Annotated in this window: 14 protein-coding genes; 5 read left to right on the top strand and 9 right to left on the bottom strand. The window is 55.2% G+C overall.

What is annotated here, in order from left to right; translation table 11 throughout:
* Nucleotides 1–21 precede the first annotated feature (21 nt).
* The 3 genes from A3L10_RS01750 (at nt 22) to A3L10_RS01740 (ending at nt 3,380) form a co-directional block, all read left to right on the top strand.
* Nucleotides 22–591, top strand: a complete 570-nt coding sequence (locus tag A3L10_RS01750; protein ID WP_088866121.1) for a DNA replication complex subunit Gins51 — start codon at nt 22–24, stop codon at nt 589–591.
* A gap of 5 nt (nt 592–596) precedes the next feature.
* Nucleotides 597–2,507 carry a molybdopterin-dependent oxidoreductase gene (locus A3L10_RS01745; protein WP_088866120.1) on the top strand — a complete coding sequence of 637 codons (1,911 nt, stop codon included), beginning with the start codon at nt 597–599 and terminating at the stop codon, nt 2,505–2,507.
* Between the two features lie 222 nt (nt 2,508–2,729).
* Nucleotides 2,730–3,380 (top strand): peroxiredoxin, encoded by a 651-nt coding sequence (locus A3L10_RS01740; RefSeq protein ID WP_088180518.1) that lies wholly within the window; start codon nt 2,730–2,732, stop codon nt 3,378–3,380.
* A 51-nt stretch (nt 3,381–3,431) separates the two neighbouring features.
* Here the strand turns inward: A3L10_RS01740 and A3L10_RS01735 are convergent, their stop codons facing one another.
* The 5 genes from A3L10_RS01735 to A3L10_RS01715 form a co-directional block, all read right to left on the bottom strand.
* Nucleotides 3,432–4,136: an ABC transporter permease gene (locus A3L10_RS01735; RefSeq protein ID WP_088866119.1), complete on the bottom strand. Its 705-nt coding sequence runs from the start codon at nt 4,134–4,136 to the stop codon at nt 3,432–3,434.
* The gene (locus tag A3L10_RS01730) at nt 4,133–4,831 is read right to left on the bottom strand and encodes a fluoroquinolone export ABC transporter permease subunit (RefSeq protein ID WP_088866118.1); all 699 of its coding nucleotides are present in this window, start codon (nt 4,829–4,831) and stop codon (nt 4,133–4,135) included. Before A3L10_RS01730 ends, A3L10_RS01735 begins: the two co-directional genes overlap by 4 nt.
* On the bottom strand, nt 4,828–5,679 hold the full coding sequence (locus A3L10_RS01725) for an ABC transporter ATP-binding protein (protein ID WP_088866117.1): 852 nt from the start codon (nt 5,677–5,679) through the stop codon (nt 4,828–4,830). The genes A3L10_RS01730 and A3L10_RS01725 overlap by 4 nt, the downstream gene beginning before the upstream one ends.
* A gap of 65 nt (nt 5,680–5,744) precedes the next feature.
* Nucleotides 5,745–6,479, bottom strand: coding sequence for a class I SAM-dependent methyltransferase (locus tag A3L10_RS01720; protein ID WP_088866116.1), 735 nt, complete (start codon nt 6,477–6,479; stop codon nt 5,745–5,747).
* Nucleotides 6,480–6,491: 12 nt separating this feature from the next.
* Complete coding sequence (locus A3L10_RS01715; protein ID WP_088866115.1) at nt 6,492–7,142, bottom strand: helix-turn-helix domain-containing protein; 651 nt, start codon at nt 7,140–7,142, stop codon at nt 6,492–6,494.
* A 178-nt stretch (nt 7,143–7,320) separates the two neighbouring features.
* Between A3L10_RS01715 and A3L10_RS01710 the strand changes: the two genes are divergently transcribed.
* Nucleotides 7,321–7,899 (top strand): TRASH domain-containing protein, encoded by a 579-nt coding sequence (locus A3L10_RS01710; protein ID WP_088866114.1) that lies wholly within the window; start codon nt 7,321–7,323, stop codon nt 7,897–7,899.
* A gap of 7 nt (nt 7,900–7,906) precedes the next feature.
* Here A3L10_RS01710 and A3L10_RS01705 read toward each other — a convergent pair whose 3' ends face one another.
* Nucleotides 7,907–8,209, bottom strand: a complete 303-nt coding sequence (locus tag A3L10_RS01705; RefSeq protein WP_088866113.1) for an SHOCT domain-containing protein — start codon at nt 8,207–8,209, stop codon at nt 7,907–7,909.
* 106 nt (nt 8,210–8,315) lie between these two features.
* Nucleotides 8,316–10,298, bottom strand: coding sequence for a heavy metal translocating P-type ATPase (locus tag A3L10_RS01700; protein ID WP_198362079.1), 1,983 nt, complete (start codon nt 10,296–10,298; stop codon nt 8,316–8,318).
* Between the two features lie 244 nt (nt 10,299–10,542).
* Between A3L10_RS01700 and A3L10_RS01695 the strand changes: the two genes are divergently transcribed.
* The gene (locus A3L10_RS01695; protein WP_088866111.1) at nt 10,543–11,193 is read left to right on the top strand and encodes a GNAT family N-acetyltransferase; all 651 of its coding nucleotides are present in this window, start codon (nt 10,543–10,545) and stop codon (nt 11,191–11,193) included.
* Here A3L10_RS01695 and A3L10_RS01690 read toward each other — a convergent pair.
* Both A3L10_RS01690 and A3L10_RS01685 read right to left on the bottom strand, forming a co-directional pair.
* Nucleotides 11,168–13,234 (bottom strand): heavy metal translocating P-type ATPase, encoded by a 2,067-nt coding sequence (locus A3L10_RS01690; protein ID WP_088866110.1) that lies wholly within the window; start codon nt 13,232–13,234, stop codon nt 11,168–11,170. The genes A3L10_RS01695 and A3L10_RS01690 overlap by 26 nt on opposite strands.
* Nucleotides 13,234–13,590 carry an ArsR/SmtB family transcription factor gene (locus A3L10_RS01685; RefSeq protein ID WP_014011732.1) on the bottom strand — a complete coding sequence of 119 codons (357 nt, stop codon included), beginning with the start codon at nt 13,588–13,590 and terminating at the stop codon, nt 13,234–13,236. The genes A3L10_RS01690 and A3L10_RS01685 overlap by 1 nt, the downstream gene beginning before the upstream one ends.
* Nucleotides 13,591–13,610: the final 20 nt, after the last annotated feature.

Below are 13,610 nucleotides of genomic sequence, written 5' to 3'. Positions count from 1 at the left end.
TTCATCTAGGCTGGTGGGAGCGTGGACATCGTCAAGCTCAGGGAACTGCTTGAGGCGGAGCTTTCCTCGCCGGAACTGACGGAACTAGATGAAGAATTCTACGAGGAGTTCGACAGCCTCATTAAAGCACTTAAGCTCAGTGCAGAGAGCTCTCGTGAGAGGGGCGAGGACGTTGAGGAGCGCCTTTACCTCGCCCAGCTGGGCATAGCGGAAAAGCTCATGCGTGAGATAATCAAAATCAGGCTCCATAAAATCGTTGACCTCGCCGTTGAGGGCGTCCCCTACGGCCTGACCTCAGAGGAGAGGCGGATTTTCACGATACTCAGGGCGTTCATAGAGCGTGAGGAGATTCCAGTCGAGGTTCCCGAGGAGACCGTCGAGGTGAGTGAGGAGGTTCCAGAGAGGGAGGCCCCAAAAAAGAGGGTTCCGCGGGAGGCCTACATAATCAAGGTTGACCTGCCGAAGATACTCGACCCCGAGCTGAGGGAATACGGGCCGTTCAGGGCGGGCGACCTCGTCGTCATCCCCCGGAGCCTCGGGAAGGTTCTCGTCGAGAGGGACGCGGCCGAGAGGATAAGGATCGCCCCGTGATGCCCATGCCTTTCTCAGTCTGCACCCGCGACTGCTACGACACATGCTCGATGGTGAGCGAGCTTAAAAACGGGAAACTAAGCGTTCGCGGCAATCCGGAGCACCCCGTAACGGCCGGCTTTCTCTGCCCGAAGGGCGCACTTCTCCCCCGATGGTTCCACGCTGAGGATAGGCTCAAAAGGCCGCTCGTTAGGACGGGGGAGAGGGGAAGCGGGAGCTTCAGGGAGACAAACTGGGAGGAAGCCATTGAACTCGTTGCCAGGAAACTGAGGAAGACGATTGAAGAACACGGAAGCGAAAGCGTCCTGGTCTATCAATACGCCGGTGACAGGGGCGTTGTGAATTACGCCTTTCCGCTGAGGCTCTTTCACTACCTGAACACATCGATGCTCGACCATGGCATCTGCGACAGGGCCGGCCAGGAGGCTTTGAGGGACGTCTACGGAACGGCAGTCGGAATGAATCCCGAGGAGCTCAAAAACCAGCAGTTGATAGTTTACTGGGGAATAAACGCCTTCTGGACGAACCTGCACGGTTTCATGCTGGCGAGGAAATACGGTCTTGAAATCTGGACGGTTGACGTCGTCAGAACCGAAACGGCCAAGCGCTCCGACAGGTTCTTCCAGATAAGGTCCGACACCGACGTTCTCTTTGCCCTTGGAGTTGCGAAGGTTATAATCGAGGAAGGGCTCTATGAGGAAGCTTTCGTCCGCGAGAACGTTTATGGTTTTGAAGAATTCAAGAATTATGTAATTAAACTGGACTTCGACCTCGTGGAGCGCGAGACCGGAGTGAAGCGCGAGACGATTGAGGAGTTCGCGAGGAAGTTCGCCGAGAAGGGGGGAGTAATCCACATAGGCTACGGCTTTCAGCGCTCCCTGGCGGGCGGTGAGGCCGTGAGGGCAATAGCCATCCTTCCGGCCCTAATAGGTCACCGCTTCGGCTTCATCTACGACATGAAAACCATAGACAAAAGCTACGCCGAGGGAGCCTTCCTACGGACCAGGCCGGCCAGAAGAATCCCCCAGATAAAGCTTGCCGAATACATCGAGCGGGGCGAGATAAAGTTCCTCTACGTCTACAACTCCAATCCCCTCGCGAGCCTGCCGAACCAGAACCGGTTGAGGAAGGCTTTGAGGGAGAGCGACGTTTTCGTGGTCACACATGATATCTTCCTCACCGACACGGCTCTGTACTCGGACGTTGTCCTCCCGGCGAACACCTTTTTCGAGCGCCTTGACATAGCAGACAGCTATTACCACCGTTACATAGCTCTAAACAAGCCGGTCGCGAGGCTTCACGGAAAGAGCAACAGCGAAGTTACGCGGCTCCTCGCGAGGGCACTCGGGATTGACAACCCCTACCTCTACGAGAGCGACGAGGAAGTGATAAGGAAAATCCTCGAACTCAACGGGTTGAGCTGGGAAGAGTTAAAGGCCAGAGGCTTCATCAAAGCCCCGAAAAAGCCGAGAACGTGGGAAACGCCGAGCGGAAAGATCGAGTTCTACTCCCAGCGGGCTGTTGGAAGGGGCCTAAGCCCGGTTCCCGAGTACAGAAAGTTCGAGGGGAAGTATCCACTCCGGCTCCTCACGCCGACCTACCGGATGACGATAACGAGCCAGTACCATAACACACATGGAATGATCGACCCGAACCTCTACATCAACCCCTCTGATGCCAAAGAGAGAGACATTGAAGACGGAGATACCGTCAAGGTCTTCAACGACAACGGGAGCATCAGAACGGAGGCCAGGCTCACGGAGGACGTTCCGCGGGGGATCGTGGTGCTTTACAAGGCATTCTGGGCTAGACTCCTCGGCTGGAACGCGAACTTTCTGACGGGAGATGAAACCGCCGAAAAGTATGGGAACGGCTCTGCATACCATTCAACATGGGTCGAAGTTAAGAAAGTTTGAGGCAAAAATGGGCTTTTTCTTCAAGCTTTTCGACAATGCCTTCCCCTTCAATCTCTCACTGTGACAACCAATGATGGGCATTCTTTGCACGCCTATCCTTAAACCTCTTAAAATTCTTGGATATTCGACAAAGTTAATACCGTTAGACGAACCGAAAGGTTTATATATCCGAACCAATGAGGTTTATAGTGAAGAAAACATAGAAAAATGAGGTGATGGAAAATGGTAGTGATAGGAGAAAAGTTCCCGGAAGTTGAGGTCAACACCACCCACGGCAGGATAAAGCTGCCCGACTACTTCACTGAGAAGGGCAAGTGGTTCGTTCTCTTCAGCCACCCGGCCGACTTCACCCCGGTCTGTACGACCGAGTTCTACGCGATGCAGAAGCGCGCCGAGGAGTTCAGGAAGCTCGGCGTTGAGCCGATCGGGCTGAGCGTTGACCAGGTCTTCAGCCACCTGAAGTGGATGGAGTGGATAAAGGAGAACCTCGGTGAGGAGATAACCTTCCCGGTCATCGCCGACGACCGCGGTGACCTCGCCGAGACCCTCGGCATGATCCCGAGCGGTGCCACGATAACCGCCAGGGCGGTCTTCATCGTCGACGACAAGGGCGTCATTCGCGCGATAGTCTACTACCCAGCCGAGGTCGGCAGGGACTGGGACGAGATACTCAGGCTCGTCAAGGCCCTCAAGACCAGCACCGAGAAGGGCGTTGCCCTGCCGCACAAGTGGCCCAACAACGAGCTCATCGGCGACCGCGCCATCGTTCCGCCGGCCGGCACCGTCGACGCCATCAAGGAGCGCGAGGAGGCCAAGGCCCGCGGAGAGATTGAGTGCTACGACTGGTGGTTCTGCCACAAGAAGCTTGAGTGAGCTTCTTTCCTTTCTTAGCCATTCTTTTCATGTTCTCAAAAGTAAAACAGACTAAAGCACCCTCCTTCTAAACAGCACCACCAGCGGAACGAGCCAGGCCAGATGCACAACCACAGCGGTCGGAAAGTCGCCGTAATCGTTGAGGGTTATCCCCTCGAAGACCCTGTAGAGCCAGTAGGTGGGGAGGAAAGCTGTGAACTTGCTCCAGTCGGTTGAGAGGTCCCTCCACTCCACGATCAGCTTTATCAGCGGCGGCAGGAAGAGGAGCCATCCGAGGACTTTTGATACCGTCAGCGCCTGCATCCTCGACTCCGAGAACACCGTGATGAGCAGTCCGTAAATCCAGACCTCGAGCACGAAGAGCGCCATGAGCGCCAGCAGGCCGTTCCGCGAGATTTCAATGTCGAGGATTGTGGGTGCGAGGCCGGTCATTACCACCGTAACCACAGAGGCCCACGTAAGCCTGTAGGCGAGGAAGGCCTCGCTTGAGATAGGAATCACCTGAAGGGCCTGTATGGTCTTGTCCTCCTTCTCGTCCGCCATCATGAAACCGGGCACCATGCCGAATATCATGGGGATGAACAGCATCATCAGCAGGGCGAGCAGCGGGTAGTAAACTCCAATACGGTCTTTGAAGTACCGGACGATAAGGAGGAGCACGAGGGTCATTGCCACGGAATAGACAAGCATGGGGTCCCTACGGAGGAGCTTAAGGTCGGTCTCGTAGATTGAAAGGAACTTCCTCACAAAGCTCATCTCAATCCCTCCACAGCATACCTGTAAAAGCGGATTTTAGCGAGCTGATAGGCTATTCCAGACCAGGCGAGCAGGGCTGCCGCTGAATAGACCAGCGTTCCCGCCGCTATCTCCTCGAAGGGGGCCTTAAAGAAGTATATCACCGGATAGCTTGGGACTGCATAGAGGACCTTCCAGACTTCACCCGTCAGATAGCCATGGTAGTGCGCGAAGGGCAGGAGCGAGACCACCATAACCCCCAGTATCGGGATAAAGTAGTCGTCGAGGTCGCGGTATTTGGCCGAGACCGCTATTCCAAGGAGCGTGTAAACTATGGAGACGAGAAAGGTCCCAACAACCACATACGGAAGCCCGTTGAGGGAGCGGGTGCCCATTGCCATTATGAGCACTGCCCCGATGACTGAGAGCAGGCTCAGGAGGAGTGTTTTGGCCAGGATGTAGCTCCTCCAGTCTATCGGCGTGACCGCCAAAGCGCCTATCGCGCCGTCCTTCTTTTCGGCGAATATCTCCGTGCCGACGAACATGAAGCCAACGAGCCCCGGCTCGAAGAGGAGGAAGAGCGGCACCATCGTCGGGAGGTAGCGCTTCGGGAAGGCAAGGAGCATGAGGCCATAAGCTAAGGCCACGAGCAGGTATATAGGGTAGACGTAGCTCCTCACCCCGAGAACAATGTTCGTTCTGACGATATTCCTCATACGAGCCTCCTCCCCGTCACCTTTAGGAATATCTCCTCCAGGGTGGGCTCCTCTGTGTTTATCCTCCTCACCTCGTGCTCCCTGATGATTCTGAGGAACTCCTCGTTCTGGCCTATTCCTTCGAGCGGGAACTCCTTCACGGCAACACTGCCGTTGGCGACGTATTCCACCTTAACGAGCCGCTTGCCCATCTTCACCTTCAGCTCGCCGGGATTGTCCACCAGCCTTATGGAGCCGTCCACGATGAAAGCTACTCTGTCGCAGAGCTCGTCGGCCACGTACATGTTGTGGGTGGTCAGGAAGACCGTCTTTCCACTCTCGCGCATCTCCAGGAGCAGGTCCTTTATCCTCCTCGCGCTCGCCGGGTCGAGGCCTTCGAGCGGCTCGTCAAGGAAGAGTATTTCCGGGTCAGGGAGCAGAGCCCTCGCGAGGTCGAGCTTCTTCTTCATGCCCTTCGAAAAGCCACTAACGAGTTCGTCCGCCTTCTCCTCCAGGCCGACCATCTTGAGCACCTCGGTGGGGTCGAGGTGCTTTTTGTAGAAGCTCGCGAAGAACTGGAGGTTTTCTAAGGCGGTGAGCCTTGAATAAACGGCCGGAAACTCGAAGGAGACGCCGATTTTGTTGTAATAATCCTTCCCCCATTCCCTGAGGTCTTTTCCTAGGATTTTTACGGTCCCTTCGTAGTCCCTCAGGATTTTCACCAGGATTTTGACCGTCGTGGTCTTGCCAGCCCCGTTCGGCCCGAGGAAGCCGTAGATTTCTCCTTCCTTGACTTCGAAGGTTAAATTCTCCACGCCCCTAACATCGCCATAATACTTCTTAACGTTCGCAACCTCTATGACGGGCATGTTTTCACCGGCTAAAGATAGGCATTCGGAATAGTTATAGGTAACCCCGCACATGTGCGGGTCAGTCATCCCGGCTTTCTTGTGATGACCATTATCTCGATATCCTCAAAGTCCACCTTCCTCTTGCCCCACCTTCCGGCCGTGCCTCCCCAGACTGCCTCGACTTCAAAGCCGAGCATCATGAGCATCAGTTTGAGCTCGGTTGGGGTGTAGACGCGCTCTCGTATTGTGAACCGCTCCCCGTTCGGTGCGGTTAGTTCCTCAAGGAACGTCATCGAGTCCGGATCGAAGAGCCCGCTCTCTATGTCCTTGTCCGTGGCGTTCTTGAGCCTCCTGAGGGCGCTGAGGGCCGTTAATATGAATCTTCCACCCGGCTTCAGGGACTCGTAGACGTTCCTCAGTATGGCGAGGTCGTGCTCTATCGGGTTATCCCCGTGGCTGAGAATTGAAAAAGCACCTTCACAGAGGCAGATGGCCGCGTCGAACTCCCTTCTACGCTGGAATTTCGTGGCGTCCGCCCTGATGAACTCGACGTTTACCCCCTCCTTCTCGGCCCTCTTTCGGCCCTCCGCGAGCATTCCCTCCGAAATGTCTATTCCCGTGACCCGGTATCCCCTCTTCGCGAGCTCTATGGAGTGCCTGCCGACACCGCACCCAATGTCCAGAATCCTCGAGCCCTTCGGAAGTTTGAGCTCGCTCAGTATGAAGTTCACTTCCTCCTCTGTGTTCTTCGTAAACGGCTCGTTCAGGTAGTGCGGAGCCTCCACGTTGAAAAATTCTTCCATGACGTTCTTTTTCATGCTTTCACCCCATTACTCCAGCAATTCACCGAGCATTGCCTTCAACCCCTTTCTCAGGTGCTCCCTCACGGTCGAGGGACTTAGGTTCATCATCTCCGCCAGCTCGCGCAGGGTGACCTTCCGAGGCTCGTCAAAGTAGCCGCTCTTGTAGGCGAGAAGAAGAACCTCGGCCTGTCTCTTCGTAAGCTTTGAGAGGGGGTTTTTCTCCGCTTCCGCTTCCTCAACGCTGATAACTCTTGCGCCGTAGGTTTCCCGGAATGTCCTTGTCACTTTCCCAACGAGTCCCTCCTCGCAGAGGACCGAGAGGACGCTCTCGCTCCCGACGAAAGTTCCACCCTCAAAAATAACGAGGCCCTTCTTCTGGAGTTCGAAGAGCCTACCGGCCTGCTCTCTTTGGGCTTCAAAGGAAGCGCGAATGTAGAGCAGATACCCCCCATTCCGGGGAAAGGCCCTAACGTCCTTCACATGGGGAAGAACCCTCAGCCTTTCAAGTATCTCCTCCGGGTTCACGCCATCTTTGAACTTGATCTCCACCAACTTAACGACGTCGGTGTCTATGGTGAAGTACGTGTCCCCATAGGCCCATTCTATCGCTTCGAGGAACCATTCAAGGCCAGCGAAGAGCTCCCCTTCGTAGGGTATTGCGATTTTCAGGCGCTTCATAACACTAGAACGACTTCTCCCCTTATTGATTTATCGGAGGAGCAAAGGTCATGTCCATCACAAATCGTTGGTTGCGAATAGTTTCAATACCCTGTTGTATACTAGCAAGTTGTTATAGACATCCGGCCAAAACAGAGGATTTTTATAGTTTGGAAGCTTAGTTAGGTTGGTGAAATACATGAAACTCGATGCCCTCGACCTGAAGCTCATCTACCTCCTAATGGACAACTCCAGGTTGAGTGTCTCGGAGCTTGCCGAGAGGCTCGGCGTCAGCAGGCCGACAGTCAAATCTAGGCTTGAAAAGCTTGAGAAAGAGGGGGTTATACAGGGATACACCATCAAGCTCAACCCCCAGCTGATAAGGGGCCACAACATCGTTGCGCTCATCGTCAAAACGGACGAGCCCGAGAGAATGGAGGAGTTCCAGGAGATAATCGAGATAAACCGCTTCACGAGCAGAAAGTACCTCATAAAAATCGCCATCGAGAGCATGGGGGAACTGAAAAGGGTCATCGAGGGGGCCGGCTTTGAGGTCATCGAGATAATGCCAATCCTGGAGAGCTTTGAGCGAGCGAACCCGCCGAAGGTAAAGGTCCCCTTCAAATGCGACTACTGCGGCAAGGAGATTGTGGACGAGCCGATAGTGTACAAGTACCACAACAGGGTCTACTTCTTCTGCTGTCCCACCTGCCTCAGGGAGTTTAAGAAAACGCGGGAGAACCTGGAAAGGGCCTCCAAAAAACAGAAAAGTGGCTGACGGTCCGTCATGCCTCAAGCAGCTTTCTCCTTCTCTTCTCGTACTCCTCGTCGTCTATTTCGCCCCGCGCGTACTTCTCATCGAGTATCTCAATGGCGCTCTTCTTTGAAGCCCCGGTGCTTCCGCCCGAGCCCTGTTCCACCAGCCATTTGATGAACCAGACCACTCCAACGATTATCAAAATCCAGAACAGGAACATGAATATCGCCCCAAAGATTCCAAACCAGCCGAATCCCATCATCTCGTGCCACCCCCATTCTCCCTCTTCCATGTGGACCAGAAAGTCCGGATTAACGTTTTCAAGCATCATTTTGATCTCCTCGAACACTACTCAGTGGTAAAGCCTATAGGGCTTATCATTAGCAAAACGAAAAGAAACGAACAAAAATTTTCACAAAAAATAAAGTAAAAGGGCCTCAAACCTTCAGGAACCTCGCGTTTATTGCCACTATCACGGTGCTCATGCTCATCAGCAGGGCACCGAGGGCGGGGCTGAGAAGGATTCCGTAGCTGTATAGCACACCTGCCGCCAGGGGAATCGCAAAGGTGTTGTATCCCGTCGCCCAGGCAAGGTTCTGCACCATCTTCCTGTAGGTTGCCTTGGCGAGGTGTACCCCGGTTATGACGTCCCTCGGGTCGTTCTTGACGAGGATTATATCAGCGCTCTCTATCGCCACGTCGGTTCCCGCTCCAATGGCTATCCCGACATCTGCCTGAATCAAGGCTGGGGCGTCGTTTATTCCGTCACCGACCATCGCAACGACCAATCCCTGCTTCTGAAGCTCCACTATCTTTTCTGACTTCTGATGGGGCAGGACTTCGGCGAAGAAGCCGTCAAGGCCGAGCTCCTCAGCAACCCACTTTGCAACCTTGGCGTTGTCGCCGGTGAGCATGTAGGCCTTTATACCCATCTCGTGGAGCCTCTTCACGGCCTCCCTCGATTCGGGCCTTATCCTATCCGCCAGTGCCAAAGCGCCAACGAGCTTGCCGTCGATTACAAGGAAGACCACCGTCTTACCCTGCTCTAGGACCTCCTTAACGCGCTCGTCCTCCCTCCACAGGTCGTTCTCCTTCAGGAAGCCGGGGCTCACAACGAGGACTTCTTTGCCGTTGATAACGCCCTGGACACCTTTGCCCGGAAGAACCTTCGACTCACTGACCTCGTAGGGCTCAAGGCCGAGCTCCTTGGCCTTTTCGACTATTCCCTGGGCTATCGGGTGGCTTGAGTGGGACTCGAGGGCAGCAGCGTACTTCAGGATCTCCTCCTCGCCGAGCTCGTCCAGCGCTATTACCTCGGTCACCTCAAACTTCCCTTCTGTCAGCGTTCCGGTCTTGTCAAAGACAACCACCTTCACATCCTTCGCCCTCTCAAAGGCCTCTCTGTTCCTGATGAGGATTCCCTTCTTCGCCGACAGCGAGGTCGAGACAGAGACGACCAGCGGGACGGCCAGGCCGAGGGCGTGGGGGCAGGTTATGACCATTACTGTGACCATCCTCTCAAGGGCGAAGACGAAGGGCTTGCCGATGTAGAGCCACGTCCCGAGGGTCACAGTTCCAGCTGTTATGGCTATGAGCGTGAGGTAGAAAGCCGCCCTGTTCGCCAGATCCTGCGTTTTTGACCTCGTCTCCTGCGCCTGCCTGACGAGCTCAACGACCTGCATCAGGTAGGTGTCCTTTCCAGTCTTCTCTATCCTGACCTTTATCGCGCCCTCGAGGTTTATGGAACCGCCTATGACACCGTCCCCAGGCTTTCTGTAGACGGGCTTCGATTCGCCGGTGAGCATCGCCTCGTTGACGCTCGTTTCCCCCCCGACAACGATGCCGTCGGAGGGTATCTTCTCGCCGGGCTTGACCAGAACCACGTCACCCTTCTTCAGCTCACTGACGGGGACATCCTTCACCCCTTCGGGCGTTACGAGGTGAGCCTCGGTTGGCATGAGCTTTATAAGCTCCTCAAGTGCCCTTGAAGCTCCGAGGACGGAGCGCATCTCTATGTAATGTCCGATAAGCATGATGTCAATAAGCGTTGCCAGTTCCCAGTAGAAGGTTTTTCCAGACAGGCCGAAGGTTACCGCGGCGCTGTAGAAGAAGGCAACCGTGATTGCCAGCGCTATCAGCGTCATCATTCCTGGCAACTTTTTCTTCAGCTCGTCCCTCATGCCCTTCAGGAACGGCCAGCCGCCGTAGAAGTACACCACCGCGGAAAGTCCAAAGAGAACGTAGCGGTCTCCCGGGAAGGCCAGCTCGAAGCCGAAGAAGTCCTGTATCAGCGGGGACAGAATCAGAATCGGAACCGTCAGTATCACTGAGACCATAAAGCGCTTCTTGAAGTCCTCCATCATCATCTCGTGGTGCTTTGCATGAGAATGACCTTCATGTTCGTGTTTCTCGTGTTTCATGCCTTTGTGACCCTCATGTTCATTTGCACCCATATCATGACCATCATGGCCGCCGGCTTCTTTCTTCACCCTACTCACCTATCACAACATTTGATCTAAGACCCTAATAGGCTTATTATTACCAGAATGTAAACCAAAGCCGTCTGAACTTTTAAAATAGGAGTCCTGACCCACCAAGCAGATAGATCCGGGAAACCAGAAGGGCTGGAGCAGGGTTATAAACATTGACCCACAAAACGTAATCATGGTAGGGGTAGTTCTAAAGGCTGGAGAGGGGAAGAAAACCGAGGCCGAGCACTTCGCTAGGCTCATGGAAATTTCCGCGCCCGAGTACTTCCCAGCCCTGCTCGGGCCGAGGTTCTCCGAGCTTTTCAGAAGGCTCTTCCTCGAAAAGCAAAACCTTTTCAGCCACGAGCACGTCGTCTTTGCGATTTACAGAGGACAGATAGCCGGAATGCTCCTGAGCTACGACTGGAAGGTCAAGGAGAGGGAAGAGAAGAGAACGGGCTGGTTGATGATGAAGAGCCTCGGCTTTGATTTTCTGAGGAAGCTTCCAGGGTTCATAAGCTCCACATCGGGTTCTGGGAGACTGGAAAAGGGAGACTACTACGTCAGCAACGTCGCCGTTTACCCGGAATTCCGCGGAAAGGGAATCGGAAAGGCCCTCATGCTGGAAGCGGAAAGGCTCGCCAAGGAGAGCGGGGCAGAGAGAATAGTCCTAGACGTTGAGAGGGACAATGAGAGGGCGATAGCCATATACAAAAAGCTCGGCTACTCCGTTGAGAGGGAGCACTCCTTAGAGCTTGAAGGGAAGACTTACGAGTTCTATAGAATGGTGAAGGAGCTGAAAGGGGAAAGCAAAGGCAGCCTCACCTCAGAATCCTCATCGCGTTGAAGACCGCTATGAGGGCAACCCCTACATCGGCAAAGACCGCCTCCCACATGGTCGCCTCCCCGAGGATTCCAAGGCTTATGAAGGCGAGCTTAACGCCGAGGGCGAAGATTATGTTCTGCCACACTATCCTCTGGGTTGTCCTCGCTATCCTGATTCCCGTGGGCAGCTTGGACGGTTTGTCGTCCATTATGACGACGTCGGCCGTTTCTATTGCCGCGTCGCTTCCAAGGGCCCCCATCGCAACGCCCACATCGGCCCTGGCCAGCACCGGTGCGTCGTTTATGCCGTCACCAACGAAGACAACCTTCCCCTCGGCTTCCGCTTCAAGCTCCTCTATGACCCTCACCTTGTCCCCCGGCAAGAGCTCAGCGTAGAACCCGTCGAGGCCAAGCTGCTCCGCTATCTCCTCGGCAACGTCCCTGCTGTCACCGGTCACCATCACGACCTTTTTGACCCCGAGGCGCTTGAGCTCCTTCACAGCGAGCGGGGCGTCGTCCTTTATCTCGTCGGAGATAATTATGTAGCCCGCATATTTTCCGTTGATGACGACGTGTGCAACGGTTCCCCTAACGTGGCAGGTGTCGTGCTCGACCTTGAACCTGTGGAGGAGCCTGTCGTTTCCGACCATGACCTCGACGCCGTCTATCCTAGCCCTGACACCGTGGCCGGCTATCTCCTCGTACTCGACTATCTCTGCCTCGTTGATGTCCTCGCCGTAAGCCTCGCGTATGGCCTTCGCTATCGGGTGGTTCGAGTGGGCCTCTGCCAAAGCTGCGAACCCGATGATCTCTTCCTCGCTGAATCCGTTCCTCGTTTTAACCTTCGTGACCTTGAAAACGCCCTTTGTCAGCGTACCGGTCTTATCGAAGGCCACGATGCTAGCTTCCTTGAGGGTGTCGAGGTAGTTGGAACCCTTGACGAGTATTCCCTCCCTGGCCGCCCTTCCGATGCCGCCGAAGTAGCCGAGGGGTATGGAGAGAACCAGGGCACAGGGGCATGAGATCACTAGTATGACTAAAGCCCTGTAAATCCAGGGAGTGAAGGGGTCTCCGGTTATCAGCGGAGGAACAGTTGCTATTAGGGCGGCTATCCCCACAACGGCGGGCGTGTAGTAGTGGGCAAAGCGAGTTATGAACTTCTCGGTCTTGGCCTTTCTGGCACTAGCGTTCTCCACCAGCTCAAGGATTTTGGATATGGTGGACTCGCTAAGCTCTCTGGTCACGCGAACCTTGAGGAGGCCGGAGAGGTTGACCATGCCCGAGAGGATTTCCTCTCCTTCCCGCACGGCCCTTGGAACGCTCTCGCCAGTCAGTGCGGACGCATCCACGGTGGATTCGCCCTCCATAACGACGCCATCAACGGAAACCTTCTCGCCGGGCTTCACGAGGATCACGTCGCCGGCCTTCAGCTCCTCCGGCTTCACCCTGATGACCTCGCCGTCCCCGAGCAGGTTCGCATACTCGGCCTTGAGTGCAAGCAGTGCCTTTATGGAGCGCCGCGACCTGTTCACCGCTAGGTCCTGGAAGAACTCGCCGACAACGTAGAACAGCATGACGGCGACCCCTTCAGGATACTCCCGAATGGCGAAGGCTCCCAGCGTGGCGACCGCTATGAGGAAGTTCTCGTCGAAGACGTTGCCGTGGAGGGAGTTGATCACCGCACTCCTCAGCACACGCCAGCCGGCCATCAGGTAGCTCGCGAGGAAGATGCCAAAGACCACCCAGTCGTCAATGCCGTAGTGGTAGCGCATCACGATTCCAACGGCAAAGAGAACCAGCGAGAGGCCTATGGAGTAAACCGTCCCCCAGTCAGTCTCACCGTGATTGTGGACGTGGTCATGCTCATCCTTTTCGAGAACCTCAACGTCGGGCTCGACCCTCTTCACTATCTCCTTGGCCTTCTCGACGTTGCCCTCTATAACCAGCTCCTTAGTTGTGAAGTTCACGAGCGCGAACTCAAAGCCCTCCTTTTTGAGGGCCTCCTCTATCTCATATGCACAGCTCGCGCAGTCGAGTCCCTCAAGGACGAGCTTCTGCGGCATCACTTTGCCTCCGAGAGATGCTCGAGGGCGGTCCTCAGGAGTTTCCTGATGTGCTCGTCGTCCAGGCGGTAGAAGACGTTCTTGCCATCCTTGCGGTAGGCGACTATCTTCCTGTCCTTGAGGATGCGGAGCTGGTGAGAGATGGCCGAGACGGAAAGCTTGGTTATCGCAGAGAGGTCGCAGGTGCAGAGTTCCCCGGCCTCCATGAGCGCGAGCAGGATTTTAAGCCTGGTGGGGTTCCCAAGGGCGTCGAAGAAGTCCGCCGCCTCGAGTATACTCTCCTCCTCGGGCAGCTTCGCCTGGGCCTCCAGGATTCTGTCCAGATGCTCTTCGTACACCTTGCAGACCTCGGTCATTTTCTTCACCACTACATTTG

Source organism: Thermococcus radiotolerans (assembly GCF_002214565.1).
GTDB lineage: Archaea > Methanobacteriota_B > Thermococci > Thermococcales > Thermococcaceae > Thermococcus > Thermococcus radiotolerans.
This window is presented reverse-complemented; position numbering and strand designations above follow the sequence as displayed.